Annotated in this window: 21 protein-coding genes; 7 read left to right on the plus strand and 14 right to left on the minus strand. The window is 63.7% G+C overall.

Annotation, left to right across the window (positions count from 1 at the left end; all coding sequences use genetic code 11):
- Nucleotides 1-80: 80 nt before the first annotated feature.
- On the plus strand, nucleotides 81-977 hold the full coding sequence (locus Q4G20_RS06700) for a rhodanese-related sulfurtransferase (RefSeq protein ID WP_303342640.1): 897 nt from the start codon (nucleotides 81-83) through the stop codon (nucleotides 975-977).
- Here Q4G20_RS06700 and Q4G20_RS06705 read toward each other — a convergent pair.
- From Q4G20_RS06705 to Q4G20_RS06720, 4 genes are all read right to left on the minus strand, one after another.
- Nucleotides 950-1123 (minus strand): hypothetical protein, encoded by a 174-nt coding sequence (locus Q4G20_RS06705; RefSeq protein WP_303342641.1) that lies wholly within the window; start codon nucleotides 1121-1123, stop codon nucleotides 950-952. The two genes, Q4G20_RS06700 and Q4G20_RS06705, sit on opposite strands and share 28 nt — an antisense overlap.
- Nucleotides 1117-1365 carry a sulfurtransferase TusA family protein gene (locus tag Q4G20_RS06710; protein WP_303342642.1) on the minus strand — a complete coding sequence of 83 codons (249 nt, stop codon included), beginning with the start codon at nucleotides 1363-1365 and terminating at the stop codon, nucleotides 1117-1119. The genes Q4G20_RS06705 and Q4G20_RS06710 overlap by 7 nt, the downstream gene beginning before the upstream one ends.
- Nucleotides 1366-1381: 16 nt before the next feature.
- Nucleotides 1382-1840, minus strand: a complete 459-nt coding sequence (locus Q4G20_RS06715) for an META domain-containing protein (protein ID WP_303342643.1) — start codon at nucleotides 1838-1840, stop codon at nucleotides 1382-1384.
- Between the two features lie 77 nt (nucleotides 1841-1917).
- Nucleotides 1918-3525: an acyl-CoA dehydrogenase family protein gene (locus Q4G20_RS06720; protein WP_303342644.1), complete on the minus strand. Its 1608-nt coding sequence runs from the start codon at nucleotides 3523-3525 to the stop codon at nucleotides 1918-1920.
- 202 nt (nucleotides 3526-3727) lie between these two features.
- Between Q4G20_RS06720 and dapE the strand changes: the two genes are divergently transcribed.
- Genes dapE through rnr form a run of 3 tightly spaced genes read left to right on the plus strand, consistent with a single transcriptional unit; the run spans nucleotide 3728 to nucleotide 7528 of the window.
- Nucleotides 3728-4864 (plus strand): succinyl-diaminopimelate desuccinylase, encoded by a 1137-nt coding sequence (gene dapE / locus Q4G20_RS06725; protein ID WP_303342645.1) that lies wholly within the window; start codon nucleotides 3728-3730, stop codon nucleotides 4862-4864.
- Nucleotides 4861-5274, plus strand: coding sequence for a GNAT family N-acetyltransferase (locus Q4G20_RS06730; protein ID WP_303342646.1), 414 nt, complete (start codon nucleotides 4861-4863; stop codon nucleotides 5272-5274). The genes dapE and Q4G20_RS06730 overlap by 4 nt, the downstream gene beginning before the upstream one ends.
- A gap of 10 nt (nucleotides 5275-5284) precedes the next feature.
- Nucleotides 5285-7528, plus strand: coding sequence for a ribonuclease R (gene rnr / locus Q4G20_RS06735; RefSeq protein ID WP_303342676.1), 2244 nt, complete (start codon nucleotides 5285-5287; stop codon nucleotides 7526-7528).
- 128 nt (nucleotides 7529-7656) lie between these two features.
- Here rnr and Q4G20_RS06740 read toward each other — a convergent pair whose 3' ends face one another.
- From Q4G20_RS06740 to Q4G20_RS06750, 3 genes are all read right to left on the minus strand, one after another.
- Nucleotides 7657-8358 (minus strand): sugar-transfer associated ATP-grasp domain-containing protein, encoded by a 702-nt coding sequence (locus tag Q4G20_RS06740; RefSeq protein ID WP_303342647.1) that lies wholly within the window; start codon nucleotides 8356-8358, stop codon nucleotides 7657-7659.
- Nucleotides 8359-8591: 233 nt separating this feature from the next.
- Complete coding sequence (locus Q4G20_RS06745) at nucleotides 8592-8744, minus strand: hypothetical protein (protein WP_303342648.1); 153 nt, start codon at nucleotides 8742-8744, stop codon at nucleotides 8592-8594.
- A gap of 62 nt (nucleotides 8745-8806) precedes the next feature.
- Nucleotides 8807-9565 carry a TSUP family transporter gene (locus Q4G20_RS06750; protein ID WP_303342677.1) on the minus strand — a complete coding sequence of 253 codons (759 nt, stop codon included), beginning with the start codon at nucleotides 9563-9565 and terminating at the stop codon, nucleotides 8807-8809.
- A gap of 391 nt (nucleotides 9566-9956) precedes the next feature.
- Here Q4G20_RS06750 and Q4G20_RS06755 point away from each other — a divergent pair, with 391 nt between their 5' ends.
- Nucleotides 9957-10952, plus strand: coding sequence for a nitronate monooxygenase family protein (locus tag Q4G20_RS06755; RefSeq protein ID WP_303342649.1), 996 nt, complete (start codon nucleotides 9957-9959; stop codon nucleotides 10950-10952).
- Here the strand turns inward: Q4G20_RS06755 and serB are convergent.
- Both serB and Q4G20_RS06765 read right to left on the minus strand, forming a co-directional pair.
- A complete protein-coding gene (gene serB, locus Q4G20_RS06760) occupies nucleotides 10942-11820 on the minus strand; it encodes a phosphoserine phosphatase SerB (RefSeq protein WP_303342650.1) in 879 nt (292 codons plus the stop codon). The genes Q4G20_RS06755 and serB overlap by 11 nt on opposite strands.
- A 12-nt stretch (nucleotides 11821-11832) precedes the next feature.
- Nucleotides 11833-12558, minus strand: a complete 726-nt coding sequence (locus Q4G20_RS06765) for a proteasome-type protease (protein ID WP_303342651.1) — start codon at nucleotides 12556-12558, stop codon at nucleotides 11833-11835.
- A gap of 147 nt (nucleotides 12559-12705) precedes the next feature.
- On the opposite strand from Q4G20_RS06765, the gene Q4G20_RS06770 reads away from it, so the two are divergent.
- Complete coding sequence (locus Q4G20_RS06770; protein ID WP_303342652.1) at nucleotides 12706-13974, plus strand: lytic murein transglycosylase; 1269 nt, start codon at nucleotides 12706-12708, stop codon at nucleotides 13972-13974.
- 32 nt (nucleotides 13975-14006) lie between these two features.
- Here the strand turns inward: Q4G20_RS06770 and Q4G20_RS06775 are convergent, their stop codons facing one another.
- On the minus strand, nucleotides 14007-14399 hold the full coding sequence (locus Q4G20_RS06775) for a hypothetical protein (RefSeq protein WP_303342653.1): 393 nt from the start codon (nucleotides 14397-14399) through the stop codon (nucleotides 14007-14009).
- 250 nt (nucleotides 14400-14649) lie between these two features.
- Here Q4G20_RS06775 and Q4G20_RS06780 point away from each other — a divergent pair, with 250 nt between their 5' ends.
- Nucleotides 14650-15108 (plus strand): PACE efflux transporter, encoded by a 459-nt coding sequence (locus tag Q4G20_RS06780; RefSeq protein ID WP_303342654.1) that lies wholly within the window; start codon nucleotides 14650-14652, stop codon nucleotides 15106-15108.
- Nucleotides 15109-15142: 34 nt separating this feature from the next.
- Here Q4G20_RS06780 and Q4G20_RS06785 read toward each other — a convergent pair whose 3' ends face one another.
- From Q4G20_RS06785 to gpmI, 4 genes are read right to left on the minus strand one after another with little or no spacing between them, the layout of a single operon-like run.
- Complete coding sequence (locus tag Q4G20_RS06785) at nucleotides 15143-15613, minus strand: RNA pyrophosphohydrolase (RefSeq protein WP_303342655.1); 471 nt, start codon at nucleotides 15611-15613, stop codon at nucleotides 15143-15145.
- Nucleotides 15606-17012, minus strand: a complete 1407-nt coding sequence (locus tag Q4G20_RS06790) for a S41 family peptidase (RefSeq protein ID WP_303342656.1) — start codon at nucleotides 17010-17012, stop codon at nucleotides 15606-15608. The genes Q4G20_RS06785 and Q4G20_RS06790 overlap by 8 nt, the downstream gene beginning before the upstream one ends.
- A 15-nt stretch (nucleotides 17013-17027) precedes the next feature.
- Entirely contained in the window at nucleotides 17028-18191 is a 1164-nt protein-coding gene (locus tag Q4G20_RS06795) for a murein hydrolase activator EnvC (protein ID WP_303342657.1), read from the minus strand.
- Nucleotides 18188-19699: a 2,3-bisphosphoglycerate-independent phosphoglycerate mutase gene (gene gpmI, locus Q4G20_RS06800; protein ID WP_303342658.1), complete on the minus strand. Its 1512-nt coding sequence runs from the start codon at nucleotides 19697-19699 to the stop codon at nucleotides 18188-18190. Before gpmI ends, Q4G20_RS06795 begins: the two co-directional genes overlap by 4 nt.
- Nucleotides 19700-19778 lie beyond the last annotated feature (79 nt).

The following is a 19778-nucleotide window of genomic DNA, read 5'->3' on the forward strand; positions in this document are numbered from 1 at the left end:
TGATAACGCCGCCGCCCCAATGCTGGTTGCGACATTGTGACAGGCTTGTAAAGCGGCGCGGCTGTGGGTATGGCGCGCGCATGTATATTGTCGCGGCTCTTTATCATTTTGCGCGCGTTCCTGACCCGGTGGCGGTGCAGGGACCGTTGCTGGACCTGTGCAACGCGAAGGACATCTGCGGCACGCTGCTGGTCGCGCCCGAAGGCATCAACGGCACCATTGCGGGCAGCCGCGCCGGGCTGGATGCGGTGCTGGCCCATATCCGCGCGCTGCCGGGATTCGCGGGGCTGGAATGGAAGGAAAGCACCGCAACCGATCAGCCCTTTGGCCGGATGAAGGTGCGGCTGAAGCGCGAAATCGTGACCATGGGGCAACCGGATGTGGACCCGACGGCCTCGGTCGGGCATTACGTCGATGCGGCGGATTGGAACGAACTGATTTCGGCCCCCGATGTGGTCGTGATCGACACCCGCAACGATTACGAAGTGGACATCGGCACGTTTCAGGGCGCGGTTGATCCCCGCACGCGCACATTCCGCGATTTTCCCGCATGGTGGCAAGACAACGCACACAGGTTCCACAACAAACGCATCGCGATGTTCTGCACCGGCGGGATTCGGTGTGAAAAATCAACGAATTATCTGATCTCGCAAGGGGTGGATCAGGTGTTCCACCTGAAAGGCGGCATCCTGAAATATCTTGAGGACGTCCCCGAACAGGACAGTCTGTGGCAGGGCGAATGTTTCGTGTTCGACCGCCGCGTCAGTCTGGGACATGGGCTGGTGCAGGGCGATTACGAATTGTGCCATGCCTGCCGCAGGCCCTTGGCCCCGGCTGACAAAACGCGCCCGGAATATGAACCGGGCGTGTGCTGTCATCGCTGCGCGGGTGAATACACGGACGCCGACCGCGCCCGGTTCCGCGACCGCCAGCAGCAGTTCGAACGCGATCAGATGCGCGACAAGAACAGCCGGTGAAACAGAAACGCGGCAACGGCGCCCGCGATGATGCCCCACAGCATCGATCCTGAACGAAACCCATAAGCCGCCGCGCAGAACGGCAGCGCCACCAGAATCAGCCGCACGGCCAGAGGGCGCAGAATAGGGGAATCGGGGTTCAGCATGGGTCACCTGTGGGGTTGAAACCGCGCGCGACGCGAAATTCCGTCACGCCGTTGCCTAAATCCGTGATTGCCTGCACCTCATGCCCCTGTTCGGCGCAAAAATGCGGCACATCGATCTGGGCCATGGCGTCGGTCGCGATCATGCGCACGACATCGCCCGGCGCGACCGACAGCAGCGTTTTGCGCAGCCGCAGCACGGGCAGGGGGCATAACAGCCCGCGGGCGTCAATATCGGTCGCCATGACGCCCGCGCCGCGATCAGTTGCCGCGCGCGACGGTCAGCGCGTCCTGCGCCTGATCTGCCGGAACGCCGGTTTCCATGATCAGCCAGGTCGGGCCCTTGAACCGCAGCACGCCGCCGTAATATTCCGCGACATTGGCCTGTTGCAGCGCGTTCAGGAACCGCTGTTCAATCGCCAGATCTTTGCATCCGGTCACGCCGGTGGTGCGGATCGGCTCTAAGGCGACGGCGGGCCATTGCGCGGTGTTGCGCGCGGCATAGCCGTTGCAGGGGCCGCGACCCTGCACCCCTTCGGGCGTGGCGGTCAGGGTGATGTTGCGCAGCGGCACGGTGTCGTTGGCGATCCCCACCAGAACATAGCTGGTCGCGGGGACGCCGCCCATCGGATCGCCCGCAGGGGTCGAGGCACAGGCGGCCAGCGTCAGCGCGGCACAGGTCGCGGTCAGGGCAGGGCGGGACAAAAGGGCGGTGAACATCGCAAATCTCCTAAAGCGCGGGGCCATTTGATCAGGAAATACCCAAAACCCCGCCTTCGTTCCAGCCCCGGCGTCAATTATCCCAACAACCGCCGGGCGATGACCTGCGCCTGAATTTCGGCGGCACCTTCAAAGATGTTCAGAATCCGCGCATCGCACAGCACCCGGCTGATCTGATATTCCAGTGCAAAACCGTTACCGCCATGGATTTGCAGGGCATTATCCGCCGCCGACCACGCCACCCGCGCGCCCAGCAGCTTCGCCATCCCCGCCTGAAGATCGCAGCGATGACCGTGATCTTTTTCCCACGCACTGAAATAGGTGAGCTGCCGCGCGATCATAATCTCGACAGCCATCATCGCGATTTTGTCAGCCACGCGGGGGAAATGGATCAGCGCCTTGCCGAATTGTGTGCGGTCCAGGGCGTAGTGCAGGCCCAGTTCCAATGCGTTTTGCGCCACGCCAATCGCGCGCGCCGCCGTCTGGATGCGCGCCGATTCAAAGGTCTGCATCAACTGTTTGAACCCCTGACCCGTGACGCCGCCCAACAGATTATCACCTGCCACCCGGAACCCGTCAAAGCCCAGCTCGTATTCCTTCATCCCGCGATAGCCCAGAACGTGAATTTCGCCCCCCGTCATGCCGGGCGTCGGGAAGGGGTCGGCATCCGTGCCGGGGGTCTTTTCCGCGATGAACATCGACAGCCCGCGATAATCATCGGTCGCGGGATCGGTGCGCGCCAGCAGCGTCATGATATGGGTGCGCGCGGCATGGGTGATCCAGGTTTTGTTGCCGGTCACCACCCAGTCATCGCCATCTTGCACCGCGCGGGTGCGCAAGCTGCCCAGATCCGACCCGGTATTTGGTTCGGTAAAGACCGCCGTTGGCAGCGTTTCCCCGCTGGCCAGTTTCGGCAGCCAATGCGCCTTTTGCGCATCGGTGCCGCCGCAGATGATCAGTTCGGCGGCGATTTCGCTGCGTGTCCCCAGACTGCCCACCCCGATATAGCCGCGCGACAGTTCTTCGGACACGACGACCATGGCGGCTTTGGACATGCCCAGACCGCCAAATTCTTCGGGGATGGTCAGGCCGAACACGCCCAGTTCGGCCAGTTCCTGAATGATGGTCATCGGGATCAGGTCGTCTTTCATGTGCCAGTCATGGGCGTGCGGCACGACCTTTTCAGTGGTCCAGCGGCGGAATTGGTCGCGGATCATCTCCAGATCCTCGTCCAGCCCCGTGGCGCCGAAGGTCGCCGCGCTGGTGTTGTCAGCAATCAGCGCGGCCAGTTCGGCGCGCGCCGCCGCCGTGTTGCCGCCCATCAGCGCGCGTGCGGCGTCGGAGGGCTGCCAATCCACGCCCAGATCGGACAGGCGGGCGAATTCGGTCTGGCTCATCGGGATGCCGCCGGCGATCTGGGTCAGATATTCACCAAAGGCGATCTGCGCGATCAGCGATTCCATCCGGCCCGACACGCGCCCTGACCACGCCGCCACCTGTTGCAGCGATTCGACATAGGTCGCCAGCCATGACAGCGCATGGGCCGCGTGCTGGTGCTGTTCCAAGGCTTGGGCATCGACGCGGCCATCGGGCGCAACCATGGCGCGCAGCGCATCGGTCGCGCGCGTTTGCAGGTCAGACAGTTCGGACAGAACGGCGGCGGTGTGGTCGGGCAGGTCTTTCATCGATTCGTCCTTTCGCGGCATTGCAGCATCGTAAAACCTTTGCAGCCGCAGCGCAACAATAATGCGCAAGGAGCGCTGTGTGTGATTTAATATGTCGCGCCCGGTGGCGCGGTCACGCCGTGAGTATTTGGACACAGAAGAAGCGGCATTGCAGCGCCCCTCCGATCCGTGCAGGTTCAGCCAAAGACGAAAAGGAACCGCCATGACCGACGCCGCCGATCTGACCGCCCGACTGATCCAATGCCCATCTGTGACGCCCGAAGAAGGCGGCGCGTTGATTTTGCTGGCCGATCTGCTGCGCGATGCGGGGTTTACGGTCGTTCGCGTCGATCGCGGCGGCGTGTCGAACCTGTTTGCCCGCTGGGGCGATAAGGGCGTGCGGACATTCGGGTTTAACGGCCATACCGATGTTGTGCCGCCCGGTGATCTGGGGTCGTGGACGCATCCGCCCTTTTCCGGGCATGTTGAGGACGGCGTGATCTGGGGGCGCGGCGCCACGGATATGAAGTCGGGGGTCGCCGCATTTGTCGCGGCGGCGATTGATTTTGTCCGCGACACGCCCCCCGATGGCGCGGTCATCCTGACCATTACCGGCGACGAAGAAGGTCCGGGCCGCGACGGCACCGCTGCTCTGCTGGACTGGATGGAGGCCAATGGCGAACGCATGGATGTCTGCATCGTGGGCGAGCCGTCAAACCCCGACCATATGGGCGAGATGATGAAGATTGGCCGCCGCGGGTCGATCACCTTTGACGTCGTGGCCAAGGGGGTTCAGGGCCACGCCGCCTATCCGCATCGTGCGAACAACCCGCTGCATGCTTTGGTGCGGTTTCTGGCCGATCTGACGGCGCAGCCGCTGGATGACGGGACCGACCATTTCGACCCGTCCGGGTTGCAGATCACCACGATTGATTGCGGCAATCCCGCATCCAATGTCATTCCCGAACAGGCGCGGGCCGTGGTGAATATCCGGTTCAACGACCGGCATACGTCGGCATCCCTGACCGAAGATCTGACCGCGCGCGCCGCCCGGATCAGCGCCGATACCGGCGTGTCGCTGGACCTGACCGCGCAGGTCAGCGGTGAATCCTTTGTCACCGCGCCGGGGCCGTTTGTCGATCTGGTGCGCGATGTGGTGGCGCGCGAAACCGGGCGGGTGCCGGTTTTGTCCACATCCGGCGGGACATCCGATGCGCGTTTCGTGAAAAATCACTGTCCGGTGGTTGAATTTGGGCTGGTTGGTCACTTCATGCATCAGGTCGATGAACGCGTGCCAGCCGAACAGGTCCGTCAGTTGCAGACGATTTACCAACGGATTCTGGAAAGCTGGTTTGAATGAACATCACCGAAACGAATGATCTGGCGACGTGCCATGCGCTGCGCCGTGCGGTCTTTATCAACGAACAAAACGTCCCCGAGGCCGAGGAAATGGACGATCTGGACGATCAGGCCATTCACCTGCTGGCGTGGCAGGACGGGCAGGCGGTCGGCACCGCGCGGCTGCTGTTTGACGGCGATCTGGGCAAGATCGGGCGCGTCTGCGTGCTGGCATCGGCGCGCGGCACGGGCTTGGGTGCGGCGCTGATCCGCGCGTCGATGGAGGTGCTGCGCGCGCGCGGCATGACGCGGGCCAAGCTGGGCGCGCAGACTCATGCGATTGGGTTTTATCAGGGTCTGGGCTTTGCCGCCTATGGCCCGGTTTACGACGATGCGGGCATCCCCCATCGTGACATGATCCGCGATCTGTAAGGGGGCGATGATGGACCAAATCCCCAGCAAACAACAGATTATCGACTGGGTGTCGGACAACCCCGACGCCAATTCCAAACGCGACATCGCCAAGGCGTTCGGCATCAAGGGCGCGGCCCGGATCGAACTGAAACGCCTGCTGAAAGAGCTTGAGGCCGACGGCCATCTGGAACGCCGCCGCCGCCATTACCGCGACACGGATACGTTGCCGCCGGTCACCGTGCTGGAGCTGCTGGCCCCCGACGGGTCGGGCGATCTGTTCGCGCGTCCCTTGGAATGGCAGGGCGACGGTCCCGCGCCGCGCATCCTGTATCTGCCGCGCGAATCGGACCCGGCACTGGGGCGCGGCGATCGGTTTCTGGGCCGTCTGCTGCCCGTCATGGGCGAAGATCACCATTATCAGGCCCGCCTGATCCGCCGCATCACACACGCGCCGCATCGCATTACCGGCATTTTCCGCAAGGAATCCGAAGGCGGGCGCATCCTGCCGATTGATAAGGGGCAGGACCGCGAATGGCGGGTGCGCGCCGATGCGACGCAGGGCGCGCAGAATGGCGAACTGGTGCAGGCCGAACAGATCGGGCCGAAAAACCGGCTGGGGATGCCGCAGGCGCGGATTATCGAACGGCTGGGCGATCCGTCGGCCCCGCGCGCGGTCAGCCTGATTGCGATTCATCAACACGGCATCCCCGATGATTTCCCCGACGCCGTTCTGGCCGAGGCCGAAGGCGCAAAACCCGCCCCCATGGCCGCGCGCGACGATTTGCGCGCCTTGCCCTTGGTCACCATCGACCCGGTGGATGCGCGCGATCACGATGATGCCGTCGCGGCGGAAATCAACGATGATGGCGGCGCGACGATCTGGGTCGCGATTGCCGATGTGGCGCATTACGTCCGTCCGGGGTCTGCCCTTGATCGCGAGGCATGGACCCGCGGCAATTCGACCTATTTCCCCGACCGCGTGGTGCCGATGTTGCCCGAAGCCCTGTCGGCGGATTTGTGTTCCCTGCATCAGGGCGTGGACCGGCCTGTGATTGCGGTGCGTATGCGTCTGGATTCGCAGGGAAATAAGATCGCGCATGATTTTTGTCGCGCGATGATGAACAGCCATGCCAGCCTGTCCTATGAACAGGCACAACAGGCGGCGGATGGCGCGCCGGATGCGCAGGCCGAACCGCTGATGGACAGCGTGATCCGGCCGTTGTGGCACGCCTATGACCTGTTGAAACAGGCGCGGGCGCGGCGGCAGCCGCTGGATCTGGACCTGCCGGAACGGCGCATTGAACTGACCCCGGACGGGCGTGTGAAATCGGTCAATTTCCGCGACCGTTTCGACGCGCATCGGTTGATCGAGGAATTCATGGTGCTGGCCAATGTCGCCGCCGCCGAGGAATTGCAGCGCCGCCAGCGGCCTTTGTTGTTCCGCGTCCACGAAGAACCCAGTCTGGACAAAATCGACGCCCTGCGCGAGGTGGCGCAGGCATCGGGGTTCAATCTGGCCAAGGGGCAGGTGCTGCATACCAGCCATCTGAACCGTCTTCTGGCGCAGGCGCAGGGGACCGATTTTGACGAACTGATCAATGTCACCACGCTGCGGTCGATGACTCAGGCCTATTACCATCCTGAAAACTTTGGCCATTTTGGGCTGGCGCTGAAAAGCTATGCGCATTTTACGTCGCCCATCCGGCGGTATTCCGATCTGATCGTGCATCGGGCGCTGATTGCGGCGCATGGCTGGGGCAAAGACGGGCTGGGACCGGACGAAGCCGAACGCCTGCCCGAAACCGCGACCCATATCAGCGAAACCGAACGTCGCAGCATGGCCGCCGAACGCGACACGACCGACCGCTATCTGGCGGCTTATCTGTCGGAACGGGTGGGCAGCGAAATGACCGGGCGCATCAATGGCGTGCAGAAATTCGGCGCCTTTGTGCGGCTGGATGACAGCGGCGCGGATGGATTACTGCCGATCCGCGCGATTGGTCAGGAATATTTCGTGTTCGACCCCGACGCGCAATTGCTGGTGGGCAGCGAAACCGGGCTGGAAATCGGCATCGGTCAGCGCGTCACCGTCCGTCTGGCCGAAGCGGTGCCGATGACCGGTGGCCTGACGCTGGAACTCTTGGAACTGGACGGCCAGGCCCTGCCGCGCGGTCCGTCCAAGGGCCGCCGCGGCCGCACCCCCGGCCGCATGTCCACCAAAGCCCGTCTGGCCGAGGTGAAACGCGCCACCAAACGCCGCCGCAAACGGTGAGGGGGGCGTGCGTCGCATGCCCCGCCGCCTTTGGGGTCGAGGTGGTGATGCGCGCGGCCCGGCGGCGGATGCGACTGTCAGACAGGCCGCATCCCACCAAAACCCACAGCGCCCGGCCCCGCCGCCCCTTACCTCCGCGCGGGGCGGTCGCGCCACGCGGTTTCCCAGCCCAAGCCCGCGAAATGGGGGCCGGTTGTCGCCTCTAACACTTTGACACCGTGCCAGACGTTCCATTCCATGATCTGGGCGCGGTTGCTCTGGTCGATGGTTACATCCCAGCCGATCGTTTGGACCATCGGCACCTTGCGGTGCAGCGTCACGCAGGCATTGACGCAGTCCTGCATCTGGGGCATGTGCTGACCGGCGAACACCACGCCGCTGTCGGGATGGGCGTGAACGCGGCTCCAATCCGTCAGCCAGCCGGTGTCATGCAGCGCGCCGCTGGCCATATCGACCGGAATACGCAAACCGTGATCGGATACGATGTGATCCTGACCCGCAAAGCCCAGCCGCAGATTGCCGCACAGAGCCCGCACCTCGCCGCCCGCAGCGCAGGTGATCAGCCGTAGCGTGGCCACGGCATCGCTGCCAAAAGCGGCCAGATCATCATGCTGCCGGATAAAGCGTTGAAAACACCCGTCGCCCATCCCCAGAATCCGCGCCACATCCAGATTGTGCGGCGTCAGCACATGAACCCCGACCCCGCGCATCCCGCCATCGGATTTGAACACCACCTGGTCGGTATCGGCGAACAGGTGATCGCGCAGCGCGTCGGGCGCGACCGGCTGCCAGTCCTGATCAAAAAACTGTCCTGACGCGAAATAGGCCACATCCGGGATCAGCTCGGACCGGAAAATAAGGTTTGTCAGCGTCTTGGCAAAGGTCAGCCGCCCCAGCGCGTCATAGCGCGGCTGAACGATCTGATAATGGAAATAGCTTTCGGGGATCCACCCATCCTACCACTGACCCTGAATTGCGGCATAGACCTGCAATTCGTGCTGATATTTTTCGTCCCCCAAGACGGTCACGGCATAATCGCGGCATGTGTTGCGAATGGCCGGGGTCAGGGCGTGGTTCGGGCCTCGACCCCCGGCAGGGATGCGGCGATTTTGCGATAATGGGCCTGATCGCTCAGCCGTTTGCGGCCTTGTTTCAGAGCGGGGCCAAGATGGCGGACGGCGCGGCCGGTGATGGCATCTTTAACTTTACTGAACATATGAACCCCCTTGGGAACACGGGTAGGTGATCCGTCATCGCGCCGGGTTGAGTCAAGCCTTATCACAGCATCTGCCAGATCAGCCGCAGCGCAAGCGCGGTCGATGTGATGACCAGCAGCGGTTTGATCAGGCGCGCGCCGATGCGGGATGCCAGACGCGCGCCTAAGCTCGCGCCGCCCATCTGCGCCAGCCCCATCACAATGCCGATCATCCACAGGGGCGATCCGAATATGGCAAACGCGATCAACCCGCCGATATTGGATCCGAAATTCAACAGCTTGGTATGCGCAGTTGCGCGCAGAACGCCGTATCCGGCCAGCGACACGAACGCGATCATGTAAAACGACCCCGCCCCCGGCCCGATCAGCCCGTCATAGAAGCCCAATGCCGGAACGGCGGTCGCGGCAAACAGCGCGGGCGTCATTCGCTGGGTGCGGTCAATGTCGCTCAGCCCCGGTTTGACGGCGAAAAACACCGCGATGCCGATCAGGATCACCGGCAGGATCAGGCGCAGCCCGTCGGTCGGGATGCGCGTAATCAGCGCCGCCCCCACGGCCGAGGCCACTCCGGCGATGACCGCCGATTTCCATTGCGTGCGCAGATCGACCAGCCCCGCGCGGGCATAGCTGATCGCGGCTGTGGCCGACCCGAACGCGCCCTGAACTTTGTTCGTGGCCAAAGCCTGCGCCGGAGGCACCCCCGCCAGCATCAGTGCGGGCAGGGTAATCAGCCCTCCGCCTCCGGCAATGGAATCGACAAACCCCGCCGCAAAGGCGGCTGCGATCAACAGCAGGATCAGGTCAAAGGACAGGTCAATCATGGATGGGCAACCGTGCTGGGTGGCGTTCATCTAAATCCGAACTGCAGCGGGCGCGCAATGGATATTGCGGGTGGCTGGTGTGGATACGGCGGCTTGCCTTGGGCGCGAAGGCTGTGGTTGGACGGATGGTTCGGCTTGGACGGTGGGAACCTTGCTCGTCATGCGGGCGGATGGGTTTGCGGTGGGCCGTCGTTCCCTCCCACAGGGGCGGCGGCGAACCGCGCGATATGGATGCGTCGATCCGCACCCGTCTGAACGGGGCGTTGTGGATAGTGCAAGGCAGTGGTTGCGGGCCTGGCAGCCGCGGTTGGGGCGAACTGTTGTGCATCCCCCGATCCAGAGTGGACGCAACGGCTGGCCGCGTTAAGCTGAACCAAATATCGGGGGCGTTATGGATCAGTTCAGGGGCAAGGTGGTGCAGGCGCCGATGGCGGGGACTTCGACGCCCGCGCTGACGGCGGCTGTGGCCGGGGCCGGGGGGTTTGGGTTTCTGGCGTTCGGCGCATTAGACGCGGACGGGGCGGCGCGGGCTATGGCGGATCTGCGCGGCATGTGGGGCGGCGCGTTTGGGGTGAACCTGTTTTGTCACGGCACCGCCGCACCCGACGCCGAGGGCGACGCGGCGTGGATCACCCAGCTTGCGCCAGAGTTCGCGCGCTTTGATGCCGCGCCGCCCGCTGCGTTGCGCAATATCTATCCCAGTTTTTGCGCGGGCGATGATGTGCTGCGTGTGATCTTGGCCGCGCCGCCTGCGGTCGTCAGTTGCCATTTCGGCCTGCCTCGTCCCGATCAGATCACCGCGCTGCGGGGTGCCGGGTGCCTGTTATGGGCGACCGCGACGCACCGGGCCGAGGCCGAGGCCATCCGCGCCGCCGGTTTCCACGCGATTGTGGCGCAGGGGTGGCAGGCGGGCGGACATCGCGGGATGTTTGATCCATCAGCCCCTGACCCGAGGCTGAACACATTGGATTTGCTGGCGGAACTGGCCCCGGTCGGGCTGCCGCTGATTGCGGCGGGGGGGATTATGACGCGGGCCGATGCGCGGGGTGCCTTGGATGCGGGCGCTGTGGCGGTGCAATGCGGCACGGCGTTTTTGCGCGCGCCGGAATCGGCCACATCACCGGCGCATCGCGCGGCTTTGGGTCAGGACACGGTGATGACTCGGGCGATTTCGGGGCGTCCCGCGCGGGGCGTGGCCAATGCGCTGACCCGGCTTGGCGACGGGCGGGCGGCGGCCTATCCCCGCGCCTATGACGCGGGCAAGGCGCTGAACGCGGCGGCGATTGCGGCGGGGAATACGGATTACGGCGCGTTCTGGTCCGGCACCGGAGGCGCGCAGGCCGTGGCGCGGCCCGCCGCCGACACGGTGGCCGCGATTACGCCGTGACGAACTGATCGGCGCTGTAACCCTGAATATACAACAGCGCCGTCAGATCGCCGTGATTGATCCGCACCGGGGCCTGCGCCGCCACCACGGGTTTGGCGTGCAGCGCGACGCCCGTTCCCGCCAGCCGGATCATGCCCAGATCATTCGCCCCGTCGCCGACCGCAATCACATCCGCCGGCGTCAGCCCGCGCGCGGCGGCAATGTCGTGCAGGGCGTCCACCTTGGCCTGCTGCCCCAGAATGGGCCGCGCGACCTGCCCGGTCAGCACCCCGCCATCGGCCAGCAGCGTATTCGCGCGATGTTCATCAAACCCCAATTCCGCTGCGACCGCCTGCGTGAACGCGGTAAAGCCCCCCGACACAAGCGCCGCATAGCCGCCATGCGCGCGCATCGTCGCCAGCAATTCCCGCCCGCCAGCGGCCAGAGTGATCCGTTCGGCCAGCACCTGCGCGATGACGCCTTCGTCCAGACCGGCCAACAGGCTGACGCGTTCGGTCAGGGCTTGGTGAAAATCCAGCTCTCCGTTCATGGCGCGGGCGGTGATGTCGGCCACGCGCGCGCCGACGCCCGCCATATCGGCCAATTCGTCGATACATTCCTGTTCGATCATGGTCGAATCCATATCAGCCAGCAGGATGCGTTTGCGCCGCCCCGTGGCCGGTTGAATCACCAGATCAATGCCGATCTGTTGCAAATCCGACCAGACCTGTTCGGCGTCACCGGGCCGCGCGGGCATGTCAAATTCGGCGGCAATGCCGGGGTTCAGCCAACGGCCCGGCTGCCCCGCCCAAGCGTCGCGCACCCCATCGAACAGGTCGGGCGTCAGATTGGCGGCATCCGTCGCAGCGATCAGAGTCACGGTGAACATCGGCGGTCCTTTTCAGATCGACACTTTGACAAAGCTGTCGCGCAGGGCGTTTGACCATTCCGTGCTCATGTGCATGAAATCGGGGTCGCCGTCCTGAATACGGCGGCGCAAGGTCACAGCGCAAGCGTCGCGTTCAATCACCGCCAGATCCAGCGGCATCCCCACGGACAGGTTCGACCGCAGCGTGGAATCCATCGACAGCAGCACCGCTTTTTGCGCATCGGCCAGCCCGGTTGCGGGGGTCACAACGCGGTCCAGAATGGGCTTGCCGTATTTATGTTCACCGATTTGCAGAAAGGGCGTGTCCTCGGTCGCTTCGATGAAATTGCCTTCGGGATAGATCAGGAACATGCGCATCTCGCCGCCCTGACGCTGGCCCGCCACGATCATACTGGCGGATGCCTGTTGTTGCAGATCGCGGCATTGATCGGCGATCTGGCGGCGCGTGCGGCACAGCGTATCCCCGATGATCGTGGCCACCTGCAACAGCGTGGGCGCCAGCAGGATGGATGTGCGTTCATCGGCCTGCGGGTCGTTGATCGCCTCGTCCAGTCGGGCAAGGGTGGTTTGCGTCACCGACAGCGACCCGGCGGTCATCACCGCGATCACCCGTTCGCCGGGGTTTTCAAAGAAAAACATCTTGCGATAGCAGGAAATGTTGTCCAGCCCCGCATTGGTGCGTGTGTCCGACAACAGCACCAGCCCCGCATTCAGTTTCAGTCCCACGCAATAGGTCACGTTCGCCGTCTTTCACTTTTGTTTGTCGCGCATCCTAATGCGCGGGCGCGCGGGCCGCAATCACATCGCCTGATTTTGCGGCCTGTTCAAACGAGCCGAACCGCATTAACCTGAGCGGCAATAACAGCAGTTCAAACAGGCGAGACCATGACCATCACCCGTTTCTTTATGTCCACTGCGCTGATTGGCGCGATGGCATCCTGTGCCATGCCCGTTGCGCGCACGCCCATTGCGGCGCATCCGGCGCAGTCATCCGTGACCCCCGCCGCCATCCCCGCCGCCCAACCGGGGGATGAGGCTGGCCTGCAACGGTTCGTCCGCGATTTCCGCCCGCGCGCCTTGGCCGCCGGGATCACGCCCGCCACCTATGACCGGGCCATGGCGATCGCGCGTTACAACCCCGAGGTGATCCGCCTTGACCGCCGTCAGGCCGAATTTTCGCGCCCGGTCTGGCTGTATCTGGACAGCGCCGTGTCGGATGTGCGCATCACCACCGGCCGTCAGATGCTGGCGCGCCACGGCAACACGCTGGCCCAGATCGAAGCCCGCTGGGGCGTGCCGCGCGAAATCGTGCTGGCCGTCTGGGGGATGGAATCGAATTACGGCGCGAACCGGGGCCGGATGCAGATTATCCCGTCTCTGGCGACGCTGGCCTATGACGGGCGGCGCGGTCAGATGTTCCAGAACCAGCTGATCGCCGCGCTGAAGATCATTCAGGCGGGCGATGTGGACCCGTCCGCGATGCTGGGATCATGGGCCGGGGCCATGGGTCACACGCAGTTCATGCCGACATCCTATCTGGAATATGCCGTTGATTTCACTGGCGACGGGCGGCGCGACATCTGGTCGGACGACCCGACCGATTCACTGGCATCAACCGCGGCCTATCTGGCCCGTAACGGTTGGAATCGCGGCCAGACCTGGGGGGCCGAGGTGCAACTGCCCGCAGGCTTTAACATGAGCCTGGTCGGCAAAGGCACCCGCCGGTCCGATTGGTCCGCCCAAGGCGTGCGCCGCATCGGTGGCGGCGCGTTGCCCGCCGGGTCCGGGTCGATCATCATGCCCGCAGGCGCGCGCGGCCCGGCCTTCCTGATCATGGACAATTTCCGGTCGATCCTGCGCTATAACAACAGCGATAACTATGCTTTGGGTGTGGCGTTCTTGGGTGAACGCATCGCGGGGCGTCCGGGGATTCAGGGCGCGTGGCCGCGCAGCGACCGCCCCCTGTCCACCAATGAACGCCACGAAATTCAACGTCTTATGGCGCAACGCGGGTTCTATCAGGGGGAAATCGACGGTCTGTTCGGCAGCGCCACGATGGAAGCCGTGTCGGCATTCCAGCGATCCATTGGCGTGACCCCGGACGGTTACCCCACATCCACCCTGCTGGACCAATTGCGGCGCGGGTCGCGGTAAGGATTTGAAAGCCCGCCGAAAGGCGGGCTTTTTTATTTGGCGGCGGTTTGGAAGCCGCGCTGAAAATCGGGGTCGGTTAGAATATCAACCAAGGTTCCCGGCGGAGTTTCAAAGTGGTGATCAAGGTGTTCGTATGTGATGGGGTGGCCATCACGGACGTTAATATCGGTGCGGAACCAGATGTATCCGTCGTTGAGGTCGATGTCGTCAAGGTCGCTCGGCCGGGACATGCCGTAGACCTTAATCAGATAGGACGTTGACCCGTCCGCTTTCGGCTCAATCCGTTCATATTCACAGGAATTGTAAATCTCTGTCGGCCATGCGGCCTTGAACATCATGTAGCCAACGGCCATCGGGCAATAAGCCGACGCAGCCCCGGCCGAGGCAACAACCGCAATCACAGCAAAAAAGCATCGAAGTTTCATCGTGCTACCTCTTGTAGGACATGAATGACGAAATCGGGGTTAGGGATCCTTAGGTTAATTATTTTCCCGCCGTAAAGCAACAATCCCCCGTCACCCAACCGTCACACCCCAACCCACAGGGGTTGAACCCCGCGCGCGAATCGGGTTTAAGCCGCGCCATGGGCGGAAAACGTGGCCCATCGCAGAATGTGTGAAACCGCAGCGGGACGGACCGGTGCATCGTTTTCGGGCAATCTCAAAGGGGCCACGAATGTATTTTCTGAACGCGCGTCCGCGCCGGCTGGTCTATGTCGCCAGCTATGAAACGCTTGCCATTATCCTGTCCACGATCCTGCTGTCCGTGCTGGCGCAGGGCGAAGCCGCGACGTCCTTTGCAATCGCCGTTGTGGTGTCGATTGCGGCGGTGACGTGGAACTGGGTTTTCAACACGATGTTCGAGGCGGCCGAGGTTCGGCTGGGCCGCACCAAACGCACGGTTTGGACGCGGATCCTGCACAGCATCGGGTTTGAAGGCGGGCTGGTTCTGTTCACCATCCCGTTAATCATGATCTGGCACAATCTGACCCTGATCGAGGCCCTGCGGGTCGAAGCCGCGATTCTGACCTTTTTCCTGGGCTATACCTATGTGTTCACATGGGCGTTCGACCAGATTTTCCCGCTGGTCCGGCCCGGTCAGGCGCAGCGTCAGGGGATGCAGCAGGCCGGTTGATCCGGCCCGCCCGTTCCATCAGCGCAGGCGCGCATCAGGCCAGATGCGCGCGAAATTCGGCAAAGACCTGTTCATACACATCGCGTTTGAACGGCACGATGCTGTCCAGCAGCGCATCCGCCGTCATCCACTGCCAGCGGTCAAATTCGGGGTGGTCGGTGTCAATGCGCACCATCCCGTCATCGCCCAGAAACCGCAGCAACAGCCATTTCTGCCGCTGGCCGCGATATTTCCCGTTCCACACCTTGCCCAACAGGCTGGGCGGCAGGTCGTAGAAGACCCACGCCCCGGTGTCGTCCAACACCTGCACATGGGCGGGGTCGATGCCGGTTTCCTCGGTCAGTTCGCGTAACGCGGCCTGATGCGGGGTTTCGCCCGCATCAATGCCGCCCTGTGGCATCTGCCACGCGCCGGGGCGGTCCAGCCGCTGCCCGGCCCAGATCAGCCCCTGCGCGTTAATCAACACCACGCCCGCGCAATCGCGATAGGGCAGGGGCTTAGCCATTGCTGCCCCCCGCTGCGGTTTCGCCGGTCACAGCCGGGGTCGCATCCGCAGGCACCTGATCGGCGCGGTAATTGACCGCCGACAAACCTTTCAGAATATCAACGGCATAGGCCAGTTGATAATCTTCTTCGCGCAGTTTGGCGGTCGCCTGAACCTCGGCGGCTTCGTCTTCGATCAGTTTGCGTTCTTCGTCGGACAATTCGCTGCCCAATGCGCCGCGCAGGTCAGCCTCGGACCGGCTAAAGCTGGACTGGCTGCGGGGGCTGGTTTCGTCGTCCGTCGTGGCGCTGCGGCGGGGTTGGGCGACCAGAATATCGGGCTGAATCCCCATGGCCTGAATCGACCGCCCCGACGGCGTGTAATACCGCGCTGTGGTCAGACGAATGGCGCTGTCGGATGTGACCCGCATCACCGTCTGGACCGAGCCTTTGCCAAAGGATTTCTCACCCACCACAATCGCGCGGCGGTGATCCTGCAACGCGCCGGTGACAATTTCCGACGCACTGGCCGACCCGCCATTGATCAGAACCACCATCGGCAACCCATTGGCCAAATCGCCGGGTTCCGCGTTCCAGCGTTCGCTTTCTTCGGGGTTGCGCCCGCGCGTGCTGACGATTTCGCCCGCATCAAGGAACGCATCCGACACGCTGATCGCCTGATTCAGCAACCCGCCCGGATTGTTGCGCAGGTCCAGAACAAAGCCGGTGACTTTGTCGATGCCGCCGATCTCGGCCACGGCTTTTTCCAGTTCTTTTTTCAGCGCGTCATAGGTTTCATCGTTGAACGTGGACACGCGCAGAACGATGGCGTCGCCCACCACGCGGCTGCGCACCACGGTGATTTTGATGGTGTCGCGCGTCATGGTCAGATCAAAGGGTTCGGGTTCGCCCTGACGCAGAATGGTGATGGTGATTTCGGACCCGACCGGCCCGCGCATCATGTCAACCGCCTGATCCAGTTGCAGCCCCAGCAGCGATTCGCCGTTCACATGGCTGATGATGTCGCCCGCCTCGACCCCGGCATTCGCCGCCGGAGTGTCGTCGATGGGGGACACGACCTTAACCAAGCCGTCTTCCTGACTGACCTCGATCCCCAGCCCGCCAAAGCTGCCGCGCGTCTGCGTCTGCATATCGGAATAGGCATCCGCCGACAGAAAACCGCTATGGGGATCAAGCGAGGTCAACATGCCGTTGATCGCCGCCTCGATCAGTTTTTTGTCGTCGGGGGCTTCGACATAATCGGAACGGATGCGTTCAAAGATATTCCCGAACAGGTCCAGTTGTTCGTAAATCGCGGCGTTGCGGCCGGTTTCCTGCGCAATCAGCGGCCCGGCAATCTGGGTTGTGGCCAACAGCCCGGCCAGAACGCCCCCGATACCTGCAATCAGATAATGTTTCATAAAGGCCCCTTCCGCCTAATTCCCTGTGGCCCCGATGATCGGGTTCAGCATGAACCAATCCGCCGGGTCCAGTGTATCATTGCCGCGCCGCAATTCCAGATACAGGCTTTCGCCCCGACCTGCCGCACCGCCGCGCGCCGCGTCCATCACGAACTGCGCGCCAAATTCCTGGGCCGTCACCTCGGCCCCGCCCATCAGGCCGACCGGATCGCCGCGCCCGATGACATCGCCCACCTCTCCGAATACCTGATTGAGCCCCGACAGGATGATCAAATAACCGCGTGCGGGTTCCAAAATCATCACATTGCCGTAATCCAACAGCGGCCCCCGATACCGGATCGTCGCGGGCCACGGCGTTGACACCAAGGCCGCGGGCGCGGTGCCAATCACCCAGCCGGGCCGCCGGATCCCCGCCGCATCGGGTTCGTTATAGGGGCGCAGCACGGTGCCAATCACCGGCAAAGGCAGGCCGCCCTGCGCGCCTTCGAAATCCTCCATCGGGGGGCCGACGTCTTTTTCCATGCGGGCGATGCCACGGGCGAATTCATCCATGCTGGTGGCGGCATTGCGCAGGGTCTGAATCTCGGCCGGTTCGTCGCCGTAACGCACGGGCAGGCTGCTGCGATCGGCCACGGCACTGGTTAACAACCGCCGCGCCTCTTGGACCGAAGCCAGCCCGCTGCCCAGCATCCCCGACGCATCGGCCTGCAACGCGCGGACGGTGGCGATTTCGTCCAGATCGGCCTGCAACGCCTCGGCCTCGGCGCGCAGGCCGGGGGTGATGGCGGACAGGATCATCCCCGACCGCGCATTCGCCAAAGCGCCCGACGGATGCAGCAGCATCGTGGTTTCCGGGCTTTGCCGCAGCGCGGTCATCGCGCCCAAGACCCGCGCCAACTGATCGCGCTGCGCCTGAAACCGGGCGCGCAATTCGTCTTCGCGCGCCGTGGCCTGACGCAGCCCGTCGCGCAGAGCGGACAGCCCCGCTTCGTATCCCTGAATAACGCCGGTCAGGGCCACGACCTGATCATCGGCGCTGACCGCCACGGCCAGTTGATCCAAGGCCGCGCGCAATTGGGCGGCGGCGTCCTGCGCCTCGGCCACGGCTTGGTTGGCGGTCTGGGCGTGGACGGGCGCGGACAGCGCCAAGAGCAGGGTCAGAGACAGGCGGCGGATCATGACAGCAGCGATTTCCCCGTCATTTCAACGGGTTGATCCAGCCCCATCAGCGCCAGAACCGTGGGCGCCAGATCGGCCAGCCGCCCGTCACGAACCGACGCACCCGCAGGCCCGCGATAAACGATGACCGGCACCGGGTTCAGCGTGTGCGCGGTGTGCGGCCCGCCGGTGTCGGGATCAACCATCTGTTCGCAATTGCCGTGATCGGCGCAAATCACCGCCGCGCCGCCGACCTGATCCAAGGCGTCGATCATGCGGCCCAGACCCCGGTCCACGGCCTGACAGGCCGCCATGGCCGCCGTCAGACTGCCGGTATGGCCGACCATATCGGGATTGGCGTAATTCACCACAATCAGGTCATAGCCGCCATGGATCGCCGCAACCAACTGATCGCTGACCTCATCCGCGGCCATTTCGGGGGCCAGATCATAGGTCGCCACCTTGGGGCTGGCGGGCATAAACCGATCCTCGCCGGGTTCGGGCGTTTCCTTGCCGCCGTTCAGGAAAAACGTGACATGCGGGTATTTTTCGGTTTCCGCCAGCCGGAATTGACGCAGGCCCTTGGCCGCGACCCATGCGCCCAGCGTGTTGGCGACCTGCTGTTTGGGGTAAACCGTCTGCATGAATTCGGTGTGCCGCGCGCTGTAATCGACCATGCCCAAAACGCCCGCCCATTCGGGCCGGTCGCTGACATCAAAAGCGGCGAAATCAGGATCCGCGACCGCCGACAGAATTTCCCGCGCACGGTCGGCGCGGAAATTGAGACAGAAAAACCCGTCGCCATCCTGCGCGCCGTTATAGCCGTCGATGATAAAGGGCGGGATGAATTCGTCCAGCTGATCGCGGCCATAGGCGGTCGAAATCGCCAGACGCGGCTCTGTCACATCCTCGCCGATCCCGTCCACAATCGCGCGATAGGCGCGTTCGACCCGTTCCCAGCGATTGTCGCGATCCATGGCGTAATACCGCCCGATCACCGTGCCAATCCGCGCCCCGACCGGCAGGCCATCCTGCAACGCGGCCATGAACCCAACGGCGCTGTCGGGGGCCACATCGCGCCCGTCGGTGATGGCGTGAATGATGACGGGAACGCCCTGATCCGCCACAGCCCGCGCCGCCGCCAAGACATGCGACAGATGCCCGTGAACGCCGCCATCCGACACCACGCCCATCAGATGCGCCGCCCCGCCCGTGTCGCGCAACCGCGCGGCAAAATCCAACAGCGCCGGATGATTGGCAAAGCTGCCATCCTCAACCGCCAGATCAATCTGCCCCAAATCCATGGCGACCACGCGCCCCGCGCCGATATTGGTGTGGCCCACCTCGGAATTGCCCATCTGGCCGGTCGGCAACCCCACATCGGGACCATAGGTGATCAGCCGCCCATTCGGACATTCCGCCATCAGCCGGTCAAAGTTGGGGGTATCGGCACAGGCCGGCGCGCTGTGTTCGGGTGTCTCGGACAGGCCCCAGCCGTCAAGGATACACAGCACAACAGGTTTGGTCATCGCGGGCCTCATCGGTTTTGCATCTATCTAAGCTCGCGACGGCGCAGGGGCAACCAGCCCCTCGCAGAATCAGAACCGC

This window comes from Paracoccus sp. (in: a-proteobacteria) (assembly GCF_030538495.1).
Taxonomy (GTDB): domain Bacteria; phylum Pseudomonadota; class Alphaproteobacteria; order Rhodobacterales; family Rhodobacteraceae; genus Paracoccus.